At 64.4% G+C, this 15,617-nt stretch carries 12 protein-coding genes; 5 read left to right on the plus strand and 7 right to left on the minus strand.

Features of this window, described 5'->3' with window-relative positions:
- Window positions 1-337: 337 nt before the first annotated feature.
- Entirely contained in the window at window positions 338-1,903 is a 1,566-nt protein-coding gene (locus GXP34_00795) for a methylmalonyl-CoA mutase (protein ID NOY54508.1), read from the minus strand.
- A gap of 71 nt (window positions 1,904-1,974) precedes the next feature.
- Between GXP34_00795 and GXP34_00800 the strand changes: the two genes are divergently transcribed.
- The 4 genes from GXP34_00800 (at window position 1,975) to GXP34_00815 (ending at window position 7,884) form a co-directional block, all read left to right on the plus strand.
- Complete coding sequence (locus GXP34_00800; GenBank protein ID NOY54509.1) at window positions 1,975-4,581, plus strand: PASTA domain-containing protein; 2,607 nt, start codon at window positions 1,975-1,977, stop codon at window positions 4,579-4,581.
- A 69-nt stretch (window positions 4,582-4,650) separates the two neighbouring features.
- Window positions 4,651-5,115, plus strand: a complete 465-nt coding sequence (locus tag GXP34_00805; protein ID NOY54510.1) for a hypothetical protein — start codon at window positions 4,651-4,653, stop codon at window positions 5,113-5,115.
- Window positions 5,116-5,210: 95 nt separating this feature from the next.
- Window positions 5,211-6,395: a molybdopterin-synthase adenylyltransferase MoeB gene (gene moeB, locus GXP34_00810; protein ID NOY54511.1), complete on the plus strand. Its 1,185-nt coding sequence runs from the start codon at window positions 5,211-5,213 to the stop codon at window positions 6,393-6,395.
- 43 nt (window positions 6,396-6,438) lie between these two features.
- Window positions 6,439-7,884, plus strand: a complete 1,446-nt coding sequence (locus GXP34_00815; GenBank protein NOY54512.1) for a peptidoglycan DD-metalloendopeptidase family protein — start codon at window positions 6,439-6,441, stop codon at window positions 7,882-7,884.
- 3 nt (window positions 7,885-7,887) lie between these two features.
- Here the strand turns inward: GXP34_00815 and GXP34_00820 are convergent, their stop codons facing one another.
- From GXP34_00820 to GXP34_00845, 6 genes are all read right to left on the minus strand, one after another.
- Window positions 7,888-9,024, minus strand: coding sequence for a glycosyltransferase family 4 protein (locus GXP34_00820; protein NOY54513.1), 1,137 nt, complete (start codon window positions 9,022-9,024; stop codon window positions 7,888-7,890).
- Between the two features lie 4 nt (window positions 9,025-9,028).
- Window positions 9,029-9,631 (minus strand): sugar transferase, encoded by a 603-nt coding sequence (locus tag GXP34_00825; protein NOY54514.1) that lies wholly within the window; start codon window positions 9,629-9,631, stop codon window positions 9,029-9,031.
- A 62-nt stretch (window positions 9,632-9,693) separates the two neighbouring features.
- The gene (locus tag GXP34_00830; GenBank protein ID NOY54515.1) at window positions 9,694-10,746 is read right to left on the minus strand and encodes a Gfo/Idh/MocA family oxidoreductase; all 1,053 of its coding nucleotides are present in this window, start codon (window positions 10,744-10,746) and stop codon (window positions 9,694-9,696) included.
- A gap of 2 nt (window positions 10,747-10,748) precedes the next feature.
- Window positions 10,749-12,053 carry a nucleotide sugar dehydrogenase gene (locus GXP34_00835; protein ID NOY54516.1) on the minus strand — a complete coding sequence of 435 codons (1,305 nt, stop codon included), beginning with the start codon at window positions 12,051-12,053 and terminating at the stop codon, window positions 10,749-10,751.
- Window positions 12,050-13,147, minus strand: coding sequence for a DegT/DnrJ/EryC1/StrS family aminotransferase (locus tag GXP34_00840; GenBank protein ID NOY54517.1), 1,098 nt, complete (start codon window positions 13,145-13,147; stop codon window positions 12,050-12,052). Before GXP34_00840 ends, GXP34_00835 begins: the two co-directional genes overlap by 4 nt.
- Window positions 13,114-13,686: an N-acetyltransferase gene (locus GXP34_00845; GenBank protein NOY54518.1), complete on the minus strand. Its 573-nt coding sequence runs from the start codon at window positions 13,684-13,686 to the stop codon at window positions 13,114-13,116. Before GXP34_00845 ends, GXP34_00840 begins: the two co-directional genes overlap by 34 nt.
- Window positions 13,687-13,780: 94 nt before the next feature.
- Here GXP34_00845 and GXP34_00850 point away from each other — a divergent pair.
- A partial coding sequence (locus tag GXP34_00850; GenBank protein NOY54519.1) for a hypothetical protein occupies window positions 13,781-15,617 on the plus strand: 1,837 nt, incomplete at its 3' end.

Below are 15,617 nucleotides of genomic sequence, written 5' to 3' on the forward strand. Positions count from 1 at the left end.
GGGGAAGCAAGAACGTGGGGTCGTTCCTCTCTTTCCTTCCCCCTCAGGGGGAAGTGCCGAGTCTTCGAGGCGATGGGGGTGTACCCGCGGCCTCAGGGGGAAGTGCCGAGTCTTCGAGGCGATGGGGGTGCAAGTGCCGGTGCGAAGAGGCTCTACCCCATCGACCTCGGCCAAAACCCCGAGGCCACTTCCCCTGCGAGGGGAAGCAAGAACGTGGGGTCGTTCCTCTCTTTTCTTCCCCCTCAGGGGGAAGTGCCGAGTCTTCGAGGCGATGGGGGTGCCCACGCGTCGGCGTAGCCGAGGCCACTTCCCCTGCGAGGGAAAGCAAGATCGGGCTCTACGGGCGGTACTCTCCGAACACGTCGCGGAGCGCGTCCGAGACCTCGCCGAGCGTCGCGAGCAGCTGCAACGCCTCTTTCATCGGGTAGAGAATGTTCTCGCCGGAGCGGGCGGCCGCCCGAACCGCCTCCAGGGCCTGCCCGACGGCGGCACCGTCACGCCGCTCGCGCAGCGCGGCAAGGCGAGAGGCCTGATCCTCTTGCAGGGCCGGATCGATCCGCAGGACCGGAACTTCCTCCTCTTCTCCCTCCTCGACGAAACGGTTCACACCCACCACGATCTGGTCTTCGGCCTCGATCCGCTTCGCCGTCTCGTATGCCGCGTCCTCGATCGCCCGCTGTGGGAAGTTCATCTCGATGGCGCCGACCGCACCACCGAGTGCCTCGACCTCGTCGATCAGCGCAGCGGCTCTCTCCTCGAGCGTGTCCGTCAGCGCCTCGATGAAGTACGAACCCGCGAGAGGATCGACGGTATCCGCCGCACCGGATTCGAACGCGAGGATCTGCTGGGTGCGCAGGGCGATCTTGGCCGACTTCTCGGTCGGCAGTCCGAGCGCCTCGTCGAACGAGTTGGTGTGCAGGGACTGGGTTCCCCCGAGCACCGCGGCGAGCGCCTGGACGGCCGTGCGAACGATGTTGAGTTCCGGCTGTTGGGCCGTGAGGGTGCTGCCGGCCGTCTGGGTGTGAAAGCGCATCTGCCACGCCTTCGGGTTGGTCGCCCCCACCTTGTCCCGCATGAGCCTGGCCCACAGACGCCTTGCAGCCCGAAACTTGGCGATCTCTTCGAAGAACTGATTGTGGGCGTTCCAGAAGAACGAGAGACGCGGTGCGAACCGGTTCACGTCGAGACCGGCGTCGATCGCCGCGCGAACGTAGGCGAGACCGTCGGCGATCGTGAACGCCAGCTCCTGCGCTGCGGTCGCACCGGCCTCACGCATGTGATAGCCGCTGATCGAGATGGTGTTCCAGGAAGGAAGCTCTTCGGCGCAGTATGAGAAGACATCGGTGACGAGCCGCATCGAAGCGGCCGGCGGGTAGATGTACGTGCCCCGCGCGACGTACTCCTTCAGAATGTCGTTCTGGACGGTGCCTCGGATCCGCTCAGGAGCCACGTGTTGCTCCTCGGCGACCAGTTGGTAGAGCAACAGCAGGATCGCCGCGGTTGCGTTGATGGTCATCGAGGTGCTCACCTCGCCGAGGGGGATCCCGGCGAACAGGCGCCGCACGTCCTCGATACTGTCGATGGCGACTCCCACCTTGCCGACCTCGCCTTCGGCCATCGGATGGTCGGAGTCGTACCCCATCTGTGTCGGAAGGTCGAAGGCCACCGACAGACCCGTCTGCCCGGCCTCGAGCAATGAGCGGAACCGCCGGTTTGTGGCGTCGGCATCGCCGAACCCGGCGTACTGGCGCATCGTCCAGAGCTTCCCGCGGTACATGGTGGGATACGGGCCGCGGGTGTACGGGTAGGCACCCGGTTCACCGAGGCGGTCCGGTACCTCGTCGGGGCGGTAGACGGTCTCGATTTCGATGCCGCTGGTGGTTACACGTTCGGGCTGGTGCATTGTGTCTTTTCGGATCATGGGTATCCTCACGAATGCTAAACGGGCAGCGTGCCCGACGCTTGAGGCGAACCATGTCCGCACCAATCCACGAACTCGAACGCCGGGAAGTCAGGAGCCGGTGGTTCGTCGCGCTCGCGACACTCCTGTCCGTGGCCATCCTCGCCTCGACCTGGCTTGCACTGTTCTCGTTCTTCGGGACGAGCTCCGCATTCGGCGTTTTCACGGGTCTCGAGAAACGGTTCGTCCCCGACGTGCAGAGCATGGCGCTCGACTTCCCCGACCTGTCCAGGGTCTCACGCATCTACACGCTCAAGAACGAGAAGCTGGCCGAGCTGGACGACGGCAAGAACAGTCAGCCGATCCGCATCGAGGACGTTCCGGAGATCGTCATCGACGGTGCGCTGGCCTCCGAGGACTCGACGTTCTATGAACATGAAGGGGTCAACTTCGCTGCGATCGGCAGCGCCTTCATCGACAATCTGCGATATGGCAGAGAGCGCGGTGGTTCGACGATCACCCAGCAGGTCGTCAAGCAGAACTTCGTCGGTGACGAGCTGACCCTCACCCGCAAGATTCGTGAGGCCGCCGTCGCCGTCGAGCTCGAGCGCCGCTACACGAAGGACCAGATTCTCGAGTTCTACCTGAACTCGGTGTATTTCGGCTGGGGAGCCTATGGGGTGAAGGCTGCAGCCCAGGAGTACTTCGGCAAGAGCCTCGACGAACTCACGATCGCCGAGTCCGCAGCCATGTTCGTTCCGATCCGTAACCCGCGGGTCTACGACCCGCGACGGCAGCCGGAGAACGTCCTGCAACGCCGCAACGATGTCATCGACACGATGGTCGCGCACAACATGATCACCAAGAGTCAAGGGGAAGCGGCCAAGAAGGAGCCCCTCGACATCAAGCCTCCATCGCGATTCGCGGGCCCGGCGGACCACGTTGTCGCCGAGGTCAAGCGACAGCTCCTGCACGAACCGGAGTTCGCCTTCCTGGGAGCCACCACCGAGGAACGCAAGGTGGCGATCTTCGGATGCGCGGCGGATGACGAGAACTGCCACGGTGGAGGCGGGCTGAAGGTGTACGTCACGATCAACCTCGACTGGCAGGAGACGGCCAACTCGATCCTCGAGTCGTGGCTGCCCTACACGGATCCCTCCACGATGACCAAACAACAGGTGGATGCGTGCATCGCCCGCTACAACGCGACCCAGACGGCCGTCCCGTCCCTCGAACGGCTTCGCTGTGCACCCACCGGAGCGATCTCCACGGTCGACAGCGCCACCGGCGCGATCCGGGTCATGTCGAGTGGCCTCCCCTTCGACGTCGAGCAGTTCGATCTGGCCCTGCGAAGCGAGCGGAATCCTGGCTCCGCCTTCAAACCGTTCGGCCTGGTCGCCTACCTCGAATCCGGCGGCTCGCTGAACTCGTTCTGGGATGCACGCTCCCCCATCGAGATCGAATGCCCGTTCTCATGCGGCCGCGACGGGTCGAACATCTGGACGGTGCGCGGAGGGAAGAAGGATACGGGGATACGGTTGACCCAGGCGACCTACCAGTCGGTGAACGTGGTCTACGCGCAGGTCTCGGTTGCGGTCGGCCCCGCCCACATCATCGATGTCGCTCGCAGGATGGGGATCAAGAAATCGAAGATCCCCGAGGTCTACTCGATCGTCCTCGGAGGCGGAGGAGCCACACCGATCGAGATGGCCTCCGCATACACGAACTTCGCGACGAACGGCCTCTGGGCCGAACCGTATCTCATCGAACGCATCGAGGGTCCCGACGGCACGGTGCTGTACCAGCACGAGACCCAACGCATGCAGGTCGTCGACCCTGCAATCATCGCTGCTGCCCGCCGCCCCCTGACCCGGGTTCCCACCAGGGCCGGAACCGCACCCGCCGCCAACATCGGCCGTCCTCAGGGAGGCAAGACGGGAACTCATCAGAACTACACCGACGCATGGTTCGTCGGGTTCGTTCCCCAATATGCCACCGCCGTGTGGGTGGGCTACCCCGACTTCCAGTACCCGATGCGCGACATCACGATCAAGAATCAGTACTACTCGAGGGTCTATGGGGGAACGATCCCCGCTCCGATCTGGGCGGAGTACATGACCGACATCCTCAAGAACGTCCCCGTCGAGAACTTCCCGCCCGATCCCCCAGGAGTGAGCAAGTACTTCGTGATTCCGAAGACGGACGTGCCGCTCGTGCTCGGGATGCAGGCCGACGACGCCGAGGACGCGGTGTACAAGGCCCACCTCCAACCGGTCATGGTCGAGGTGCCCTCCGTCGAGTCTGCCGGCATCGTCGTTGGCCAGGACCCGAACCCGGCGGGTCAAGACGGAACGGCCACCCAACCTCTGACGGTCGACGAAGGCACCAAGATCACCGTGCAAGTCTCTTCGGGTGTCCCCCCCTCGGCACCGCTGGTCGACCTGACGGGCATGGATGTGGATCAGGTGGTTGCCGCCCTTGCCCAATTCAAGGAGGACACCGGAGTCGAGCTCTCCTTCACGACGATCTTCGTGGAGACGACCGAACCGACGCTCGTCGGTACGGTGATCACGACCAGTCCGATCCCCGCCTCCACCGTAACGTTCGGCGACACGATCACGCTCTTCATCGGCAAGGCGCCACCTCCTCCGCCCCCGTCCGGAGGTGGCGGAGGAGGTTGAAGAGATTCTTTTCGCGACCTCCTATGACGTATCTTGACGTTGGTTGGTGTTTCTTGATATCACTACACGGTGCAGGTTGCAGTGTCCGGGAAACAACGCGATGCTCGTCCTCCCGTCGCGACTCACGCCGCGCCGAACCCGGACACTGCAACCAGGCGCAGCGCCAGACGGCGCCCGACGGTCACGCCGAGCATCTGGGATGACGGGACGGTGGGAGTTCCGCCCGATGCCGCATATGTGCGCCGCTTCTGGACGGCACTCATCGGTTCGACCGCAGTCGCCGAGCTGCTGCGCCTGGTGACGGCGGCCCGCAAGAACACCTCGCTGCCCTGCCCGATCAGGCTCCCCCAACTCGCCGCCGAAGGGCTCGTCTCGCTCGAGCCCGGACGGATTCACGTGCGTGCGACGATTCCCCCACTCGGTCCAGGCCAGACCCGACGACTGTCACCGGCCCTGCGCGCCGAGCACTGCAAGGCGCTCACCCTTCTGTTCCCCGACCCATCAAACCGTTCTCGTGACGGTTCACAGGAATAATCCCGGCCAACCGTCACGAGAACGGAGTGAATGGGTGGGTGGGTGAATGGTGCGTACCGGCCACTTCAGGCTGTGAGAAAGCTACGCTGCCACCCATGTTCAGTTACCAAGAGTGGACGGACCGCACGCGCAGCCGGGTCAACGAGATCTCCGTTGCGGAGCTCGCGGCACGCGGAGACGAAGCGCCACTGATCATCGACATCCGCGAGGACGCCGAGTACGCCGAAGGCGCCATTCCCGGTGCAGTGCACATCCCCCGGGGTTTTCTCGAAAGCGCGATCGCCGATTACGCCGACCGGGACACCGAGTTCGTCCTCTACTGCAGCGTCGGCCAGCGGTCGGCCCTCGCGGCCTACGCGCTGCAGCAGATGGGGTACTCGTCGGTCAGATCTCTCGCAGAGGGCTCGGACGGCTGGCGCATGGCCGGGCATCCGTGGGAGGTCCCCCAGACCTTCGATCTCGACCACCGAATCCGGTACGCACGCCACCTCGCACTGTCGGAGGTCGGCGAGAGAGGCCAGCGAAAACTCCTCGATTCCAAGGTCGTGATCGTCGGCGCAGGTGGCCTCGGCTCCCCGGTCGCCCTATATCTGGCAGCTGCGGGGGTCGGCACCATCGGCATCGTCGACTTCGACACCGTGGAGATCTCGAATCTGCAACGTCAGATCCTCCACAGGACGTCACGGGTCGGTGAGCCCAAGGTAGATTCCGCTGCGGAGACGTTGCGGGGCCTCAACCCGGACGTGACCGTACGCCCCTACAAGGTGACGCTGAAGGCCGACAACGTGCTCGACATCCTTGACGGCTACGACGTCATCGTCGACGGTGCCGACAACTTCCCGACGCGCTACCTCGTCAACGACGCGTCGCTGCACCTGCGGACCCCGGTCGTGCACGGATCGATCTTTCGGTTCGAGGGCCAGGCGAGTGTCTTCTGGCCGTACGAGGGTCCGTGCTACCGGTGTCTGTTCCCTGAACCGCCACCTCCAGAGATGGCACCGTCGTGCTCGGAAGCCGGAGTGTTGGGAGTGCTGCCTGGGGTCATCGGGACCATCCAGGCGACCGAAGCGATCAAGATCCTGCTCGATATCGGCGAGACACTCGTCGGGAAACTCCTCACCTACGACGCGCTCGAGGAGGAGTTTCGCACGCTGAACCTACACCGAGACCCGTCCTGCCCGGCCTGCGCCGACGAGGACCACCCACCGAAGATCGTCGAGTACGACCAGTACTGCGTTCCCGTGGGCAATGTGACACGGAGCGATTCTGCGAACCGTTAGAAAACGGCTCAAGGCGCCGGGCGCTCCTGCCGATAACCCTTCCGTGCGAAGAGTCGCCACTCTGCTGGCAGCGACGGCGTTGGTCCTCACCTCGCTCGTCGGCGCGCCGGAGCGAGCACTTGGCGCGTCCACCTACCCAATGACCTTCCCGGTCGCCGGCACGCATCACTACACGGACACATTCGGCGCGTGCAGAGGCACCGATTGCAGTCGGACGCATGAAGGCAACGACATCATGGCCGACAAGATGATACCGATCGTCGCCGTGGCCGACGGGACCGTCGGTTGGATGCACAATGAGCGAGGCGTGAAATGCTGTGCGATGGCTCTCAACCACGACGACGGTTGGGCCTCGTGGTACATCCACATGAACAACGACACTCCGGGAACCGACGACGGTCAAGGCTGGGGGTTCGCCCCCGGTATCGCCCCTGGGGTACACGTCGTCGAGGGCCAGCTCATCGGCTGGGTCGGTGACAGCGGCAACGCCGAGAACGTCGCGCCTCAACTCCACTTCGAACTGCACGACCCGAGTGGCACCCCGGTGGATCCATACGACGCGTTGCGTGCAGCTCAGACCGGAGCGCTCGCGAGGCGTTCGGGTACGAGCCGATACGGAACGGCAAAGGCGATCTCCGAGGCCGGTTTCCCGAGTGGAGCCACAGAGGTCTTCGTCGCCGTCGGCTCGGATTTCGCCGATGCGCTCACCGTCGGCCCCGTCGCCGGCCTCGCCTCGGCACCGGTGCTCCTGAGCACATCTACCGCCCTGCCCACGGACACGATCACCGAGATCACTCGCCTCTCCCCCGACACGATCACCGTCATCGGGGGTCCGGGAGCCATAGGTGACTCCGTCGTGGCGCAGCTCGAGTCGCTCACCGGCGCCCCTGTCGGCCGCCTCGCCGGCACGGACCGCTATGGCACGGCGGCAGCGATCTCCGCCTCGCGGTTCAACCCCGGTGTCGGAACCGTGTTCGTGGCGAGCGGCAGTTCGTTTCCCGACGGTCTCGCAGGGTCGGCGGCGGCAGGGCACATCGGCTCACCGGTCCTGCTCGTCGGCCTGGACCAGATACCTCCGGCCACGGCGACCGAGCTCCAACGCCTGGCACCCGCCCGAATCGTCGTGCTGGGAGGCACGGCAGTGGTGTCATCGGCGGTCGAGAACTCCCTGGCATCGTATGCATCGACGGTCGACCGCATCGGAGGCTCGGACCGATACGAGACCGCAGCCGCCATTTCCGCGGCTTTCTTCGAGCCGGGTGTCCCCAAGGTCTACATCGTGACGGGGGCGAACTTCCCCGACGCCGTCGCCGGCGTGCCCCTGGCGATCAAGAACGGCGCGCCGCTCCTGCTCGTGAAAGACGACTACGTGCCCCTCGCAACGCTGCTCGAACTCCGCAGGCTCAACCCGACGGACATCGTGATCCTCGGTGGCGAGGCGGCGATCAGCCCCTGGATCGCCACCATTCTGCTCGGCGTCGGCCGCTAGCGCTCAGGCGTCGACGGTCTCACCGATCACCCGGATCAGATTCGCACGCTGCACCGGCCACGCAATCTGCGCAACGGCGGCTCTGGCCCTCTCGAGAGTTCCTTCCACGTCGTCCCTGCTCATCCGGTCCAGTTCCACGAGACGCTCCGCGATCGATTCGGGCGAACCCGGATCGACATAGAGCAGTGTGTCTTCGGGGAAATAGCGAAGCAACGTCCCGGTCCGCCCGGCGATGACCGGGAACCCCAGCATCACCCATTCGACGATCTTGTTCGAGAAGGACAGAGAGCCGAGCTCATCGGGTTTGGGCACGTTGACCCCCGCCCAGGCACCCGCGAGCAAGGACGGGATCTCCTGGTGGTCCACCCTGCCCACGCAGTCGAGTCGGTCCTCGACGCCCAGCTCGCCGGCAAGGGCCTTCAGCGTCTCCAGGTCCTCACCGTCGCCGACGATCCGCAACCGGATCCCGGGGATCTTCCGATGGGTCAGGGAGATGGCCCTGATCACATCGTCGAGACCGTAGCGTACGGCCACCGTCCCCGTGAAGACGAGGATGCGAGATCCGGCATCCCAGGACACCGATTCCCACCCCTCGAGGTCCGGGACGTTCATGACGACATCGATCGGCACGCCCGGTACGCGAGACTCGAACAGTTGCTTGAGCGGTTCGTGCACGGTGATGACCCGGTTCGCGAACCGGATGGACCACCGTTCCTGAGCAAGGAGAAGACGGCGTGTGATGACGGATCGCCTGCCCTTGGCCGCGAAGAGCTCGGGCATCGGGTCGTGCTCATCCAGCAAGACAGGCACACCCAAGAGACGAGCAGGCAGCGCGGCGAACACCAGAAGATCCGGCGGCGAGTTCACATAGACGAGGGCCGGGCGACCGACGACCACACGCCGCAACACCCACAGCAGCGACCACACGAAGAACAACGAGTACTCGACGAGGTACCGCAGGACACCGTTCCTCTTGTGATCGAGGGGAAACCTCCAGGTTCTCAGGTGTTCACCGACCTGTCGTTCGTCGAGGAAGAGACCTTCCACCTGCCATCCGCCGTCGAGCAGGGCACGGACCGTGCGTCGAACCCGCGGGTCGCGCGCGAGATGGGATTGGGAGATGACCAGCACCCGGCCCACTCGTCTACACACCTCTCCGGGTAAGTACCGCAGGAATCGTGCGCAGGAGGATGATGAGGTCGAGCAGCAACGATCGCCGCCTGATGTAGTCGAGGTCGTAGTCGGTGATTCGGGCGAACGTGAGCGATCCGCGCCCACTCACCTGAGCGAGGCCGGTCATGCCGGGTTTGACGACGAGCCTTCCTTTGGCCCGTTCGTCGTAGAGCTCGATCTCGTACGGAATCGGGGGGCGAGGCCCGACCAGACTCATGTCGCCCTTGAAGACGTTGAGAAGATTCGGCAGTTCATCGAGTGACGTACGGCGGAGGAATCGGCCGACACGCGTCACACGGGGATCGTCGAGAAGGAACACCTGATCGCCGTGTTCGTTCGGGCGAGGCTGCGCTTCTCCGACCACGAGCGATTCGTAGTAGGCGCGATGAATGCTCTCGTCGCCATCGGCCACCATCGAGCGGAACTTCAGCATCGTGAACGGCTTCCCGTCGAGACCCACTCGTACCTGTCTGAACAGGATCGGCCCCGGCGAGTCCAGACGAATCGCGAGGGCGATGAAAGGGAAGATCGGAAGGAACAACAGGATTGCCACGCCGCTCACGAGCAGATCCAGCATTCGCTTGACGATGGAGTAGGCGAGTCGACGCCGCTCTCGACTCTGACGGCTTTTCGTGCTCATTGCCTGCTGGCCAACACAAGAGCCGGTTCGGAGAAGAGGACAGGCTCGTGCAACTCCGAGGATTGCTTGACGGCATCGGCGAGGGCAACGGCGTAGAGACCGTCCAGCATCGACACGTACTCGAAATCCTCGCCTCGGATGGAACGAACGATGCCGCTGAGCTCGGTTTCGAGCGGTTCGGCCCGATCGATCCTGTACCGAACCATGTTCCCTTCACTCACTCCGAGTCGCCCTGTCGCATCGGACCAGTAGCCGACGTCGGCGTTCTCATAGAAGAAGAGGTTCTGTGCGAGGAGATCGATGACATACATTCCGCCTTCGCCGACCACGCGCATCTCGCGAATCTTGACGGGTGTCAGCCAGTTCACGTCGAACAGGGCGATCGAGCCGTCATCGAACCGCATCAGGCCGGAGAACAGATCTTCGTGGCTTCGATGCATCCTGCGGGCGGTCTCGGCGAACACCCTCTCGATCTTGTGGCCGACGAGGTATCGGACGGCGTCGAAATCGTGGGTTGCGAGGTCGGTGACCACGCCGACGTCGCTGATTCGGGCCGGCAGAGGCCCGGTTCGGTTTGCACGGACTTGAAAGATGCGACCCAGCTCACCCGACCGGAGTCCGCGCTTGGCCGCGAGCAGCACGGGGTTATATCGTTCGATGTGACCGACACTGGCGATCCGATCGACCGTCGATGCGAGTTCCACGAGCCGGGTCGCAGTCGGCACGTCGGGCGCCAGAGGTTTCTCCACCAGCAGATGATGACCGGACTCCAGGACCGCCACCGCGACTTCTTCGTGGAGATGGGTCGGAACGGCAACGACCACCAGTTCGAGATCCTCGTTGGCCAGCATGCGCACGTAGTCGCTGTATGCCCGAGCCATGCGGGAACGGGTCGCACGCTCGACTGCTTCCGCGGACGGATCGGAGACCGCTCGCAGATCGACGCCTGGAAGCCGGTTGAGGACCCGAACATGGTTCTGACCCATGTTGCCCAGCCCGATCACACCCACGCGAACAGGGTCGACGTAGCTCACCCCTTGCTCCGCCATCGTCACCTCCGACCGATCTCCGGGCGAGACCCCGACGCCTCGTCCATATTGCCACGGTGCTCGCCGGCGCGGCCGACTCCCAGATAGGCGTGACCCCCGGCAATCACCTCGACCGGATTCAAACAGTTCCTCCCGTCGACAACAAGCATCCTAGGCCGGCCCGACCAGTCGATGTGCTGATACTCCTCATGGTTCGCGACGATCACGACAGCGTCCACCAGCTCGCCCTTCCACGGTTCGAAGCCGAGATCCACGAGTTCATCGTTCGAGAACACGGGGTCTTCCGCGAGCACGACGGCACCCCGGGCCTCCAACGCGTCCCGAGCTCCGAACGCCGGTGAGCTCGCAGCTTCCTTGACGCCGCCACGATAGGCAACACCGCGCAGCAACACCGTCTTGCCCCCGATCCCACCGAGCTCGGCGGCCATGCGATCGACGACCCAGGCCGGCATCGCTTCGTTGATGGCTCGTGAAGCCGTGATCAGCTCCGAGCCGGACGTCGAGTACTCCAGGAGATGCGGGTAGTGGGGAATGCAGTGCCCACCGACGCCGATTCCGGGGTCGTGGATGTGTGAATACGGTTGAGAGTTCGCTGCTGCGATGACCTCGGTCACGTCGACGTTCCAAGCATCCGCGAAGCGTGCAAGTTCGTTGGCGAAAGCGATGTTGATGTCCCGGTAGGTCGTCTCGGCCAGCTTGACCATCTCCGCCGCCTCGGCGGTCGCGAGCGTTCGGACCTCGACCGGCAGGAACCGTCGGTAGAAGTTCGCCGCCGCGTCACTCGAAGCGCGATCGACGCCACCGAGCAGCTTCGGGTACTGCTCCAGATCGGACCAGATTCGTCCCGAGTAGACACGCTCCGGACTGAAGGCCACGAGAGAACGCGGCTGGAGCTCACGCAACGCGGCCGCGAAACGCGTCCGGGTGGTTCCGACCGGGACCGTCGTCTCGAAGATCACGAGCGCGCCGGCCTGCACGTGCGGAGCGATGGAAGCCACGGCAGCATCGATGGCGCCGAAGTCGGGCTCCCCATCTCGGGCAAGGAGCGGAACGAGCACGATCACGACCTCCGCGGCGTGCGTGGCGTCGCGCGGGTCGGTCGTCGCCCTCAGCCGCCCGGAAGCCACGAGGTCGGCGAGCTCCTCGTCCATCCCGGGTTCCGGACCGATCGGGCTGGCGCCTGCATTCACCTGCTCGGCGACCGAACGGTTCGTATCGTATCCGACCACCGTTGCGCCTCCGGCCGCGTAGTACGCGGCGACCGGCAGCCCCATCTTGCCCAGACCGATCACCGCAACGCCGGTCATGCGAGATTGTTCGCGATCGCCGTTGCGGCATCGATGATCCTGTCGACCTGATCGTCGGTGACCTTGGGATGGACCGGAAGGCTCAACACCTGGCGACAGTACCGCTCGGCAGTCGGGCATTGCCCCTCGGCTCCCCCGAACGACGGCTGCAGGTGCACGGGTGTCGGGTAGTACACATCGACCCCGACCCCGCGAGAGCGAAACCGATCCACGGTCTCGTCGCGCACACCTGCAGGAACCCGAACCGTGTACTGGTGGTAGACGTGATATGCATCGGCAGGAACGTCGGTTCTCGTGAAGAAGGCCGGGAGTCCGGCGTCGAACCGGCCGGCGATGCTGCGGCGCCGTGCCGTCGCCTTCGGCAGCTTCTCGAGTTGGACGCGTCCGATGGCCGCGGCGAGGTCGCTCAACCGGTAGTTGAGACCCCAGGTGACATGTCGGTACCGCGTCTCCATCCCATGATTTCGAAACAGCGCAGCGTCTCTAGCCGTCTGCTCGTCCGACATCGTGACGATCCCACCCTCGCCACTCATCATGTTCTTGGTCGCGTAGAGGGAGAATGCGCCGATGCCGGCCGTCCCGGCGCGCCACGACCCCCGCCGCGCGAGGTGCGCCTGGGCTGCATCCTCGATGAGGGCCAGCCCATGGTCGGATGCGAAAGCTCGCATGCGATCCATGTCCGGCATGAGCCCATAGAGATCGACGGGCATGATGCCCTTCGCCAGACCGGTGAGCTTGGACTCGGCATCCTCCAAGTCGATGAGGAAATCGTCCCCGATGTCCACGAACACCGGTCGAGCCCCGACAGCGAGCACCGCGTTGGCCGATGCGGCAAAGGTGAACGTCGGAACGAGCACTTCATCGCCGGGACCGATGCCGGCCACGTGCAGGGCCACATGGAGAGCCGCGGTACCGCTGGCGACGGCGATCGCGAATCCTGAACCGTGGGCCCGTGCGAACTCCTCTTCCAGTGCAGCGACCTCCGGGCCTTGGGCGAGGCGGCCCGAACGCAGGACACGAAGTACCGCCGCCTCCTCCTGCTCATCGATGTCGGGCGCGGCTATTGGGATGAAATCTGGTGGGTTCGACGACACGAAGGGCACACTCCGAGACCCTGGACAACCTGAAGTCTATGGCCGCACAAGCATACCCATCCTGCACCCCGAGCAGGAATCCCGGCCACCAACTCGTGGGGCGCCACATCCTTTGTGACCACCGCACCGGCTGCGACGAGCGCATACTCTCCGATGTCGATGCCGGCGACGAGGATGGCACCTGCTCCGATCGAAGCACCGTGGCCGATCGTCACACCTTCCACGCACCAGTCGGCATCATCTTTGAGCGTGCCCTCAGGTGTAATCGCTCGCGGGTTGTTGTCGTTGGTCACGATGGCGCCGGGCCCCACGAACACACCGTCCGCGATCTCTGTGCCATGGAAGACGAGGGCACCGGACTGAATCTTGCAATTGGATCCGATCACGACATCGGTGTCGATGTACGCGTGGCTTCCGATCGTCGTCCCCGTGCCGATCTTGGCTCCCCGACGAATCTGCGTAAACGCCCATATCGCGCAGCCTTGCCCCACGTGTACGTCGTCTTCCACGATCGCCCGGGGATCGACGTAGGCATCCATTCGTTCCCAACTTCTTGGCAATGGGAGCGATGCTAGTGGCTCGTCCGGCGACGTTCGTGGTGCCGGTGCCGAATCGAGGGAGGCGGCCGTTGCGGTGACTCGAGGGCGAGACGGATGGCATCCTCGACGGTGCGCAGCCGGTTGTCGCAGAGAGATCCCTCCCGAGCGACAAGACCTCGAATACACTGCAGCCCGGGATTCCGGCCGTATCGAGTGGGCCGAAGAAAGGCCAGGTATCAAGCGCCGCATCACACTTGCGTTGGCAATCGGTCTGCTCGTGGGTCTTCTTCCCGTCCCGAGCGGCGTATCGCGTCCTGCCTGGGCCCGCCTCTCGACCCATGCCCTCGTGATGGACGCTGCCGGTGGTTCATTCGAATCTCAGGTGGTCGAGATGCCGTTCACCCTGGTCGGACTGACTTGGACCGGGCGGGCCCCGAAGCACATCTGGGCGCGAACACGAACCGACGGCGTGTGGAGTCCTTGGCGTGAACTGGAACTCGATGACGGTCATGCTCCCGATCTCGACACCGCCGAGTTCCGAAGACGGCGGTTCGCCACACCTCCCGTCTGGGCCGGCGCCTCGGATGCGGTGCAGTTCCGAACGAGTGAACGTCCGCGACAGGCCGCCGTGACGCTGGTGGATACGACCGACCGGTCCAAGCCACTGTTTCGAAGGCTGGCCGATCTGCTCACACCACCTTCATCCCAGGCGGCACCATCCCAGCCGTTCATCCATCCTCGCACCGACTGGGACCCGACCGACTCGTGTCGACCTTCGAACCCGGCTCCTGTCGGCTACGTTCAGGTCACGATGGCGTTTGTGCATCACAGCGCCGGCTGGAACACGTACACGCAGGCGCAGGTCCCCTCCTACATTCTCGGCATCTGCTCCTACCACGTGAACACACGAGGCTGGAACGACATCGGCTACAACTTCGTCGTCGACCGTTTCGGCGGCGTGTGGGAGGGGCGAAAGGGCGGCATCGACAAAGGCGTCCAGGGGGCGCACACGCAAGGATTCAACTCCTACTCCACGGGTGTCGTCCTTCTCGGCAGCTTCCAGAACACCGGGTATCTGCCCTCGCAGGCTGCCCAGGACAGCCTCGTCGACCTCCTCGCCTGGAAGTTCTCGATTCACAACATCGATCCGCTGGGCACGACGACGGTCGTCTCCAAAGGTTCGCTGAAGTACGCCCAGGGCACGCGGGTGACCCTCAACGACATCAGTGGGCATCGCGACGCTCAGGCCACCGCCTGTCCAGGTGACGATCTCTACGTCTTGTTGCCGGAGATCCGTCAACGCGTGGCGGCCCTGTGGCAACCCATCCCGCAGGACACCTACGTGCACCCCCTTGTTGGAGATTTCACCGGAGACGGCATCGAGGACGGTGCGGCGTTTCGTCCGGCGGACGGCACGTGGTGGGTCACCGACGGGGCGGCTCCGACGTCACCTCCTCGGATCTGGGCCGATTACACGACCAACACCGGCTGGACCCGACAGGTGGTCGGTGATTTCAATGGGGACGGCCGAGACGACATCGCCAACTTCCACCCGTCGAACAGCACCTGGTGGGTGTCCCTCTCAACCGGCACCGGCTTCGCCACCAGTCTGTGGTCGGATCTCACACCGAACTCGGGCTGGGGCGATCAGCTCGTCGGCGACTTCAACGGGGACGGCAGAGACGACATCGCCAACTTCTGGACCCCGAGCGCCCAATGGTTCGTCTCGCTCTCCAACGGCTCGACCTTCACGACCAGCCTCTGGTCGGATCTCACACCGGACTCGGGCTGGGGCGATCAGCTCGTCGGCGACTTCAATGGCGACGGCAGAGACGACATCGCCAACTTCTGGACCTCAGACGTCCAATGGTTCGTCTCGCTCTCCAACGGCTCGACGTTCGCCACCAGCCTGTGGTCGGATCTCACACTGG

This window comes from Actinomycetota bacterium (genome assembly GCA_013152275.1).
In the GTDB taxonomy this organism is placed as follows: Bacteria; Actinomycetota; Acidimicrobiia; order Spongiisociales; family UBA4744; genus BMS3Bbin01.

What these genes read in the sequence shown, in the direction of transcription:
- GXP34_00845 (NOY54518.1), bottom strand. Translation starts at nt 13,686, where the DNA reads ATGGATGCCTACGTCGATCCCCGGGCGATCGTGGAAGACGACGTACAC.
- GXP34_00835 (NOY54516.1), bottom strand. Translation starts at nt 12,053, where the DNA reads ATGACCGGCGTTGCGGTGATCGGTCTGGGCAAGATGGGGCTGCCGGTC.
- moeB (NOY54511.1), top strand. Translation starts at nt 5,211, where the DNA reads ATGTTCAGTTACCAAGAGTGGACGGACCGCACGCGCAGCCGGGTCAAC.
- GXP34_00800 (NOY54509.1), top strand. Translation starts at nt 1,975, where the DNA reads ATGTCCGCACCAATCCACGAACTCGAACGCCGGGAAGTCAGGAGCCGG.
- GXP34_00795 (NOY54508.1), bottom strand. Translation starts at nt 1,903, where the DNA reads ATGCACCAGCCCGAACGTGTAACCACCAGCGGCATCGAAATCGAGACC.
- GXP34_00830 (NOY54515.1), bottom strand. Translation starts at nt 10,746, where the DNA reads ATGGCGGAGCAAGGGGTGAGCTACGTCGACCCTGTTCGCGTGGGTGTG.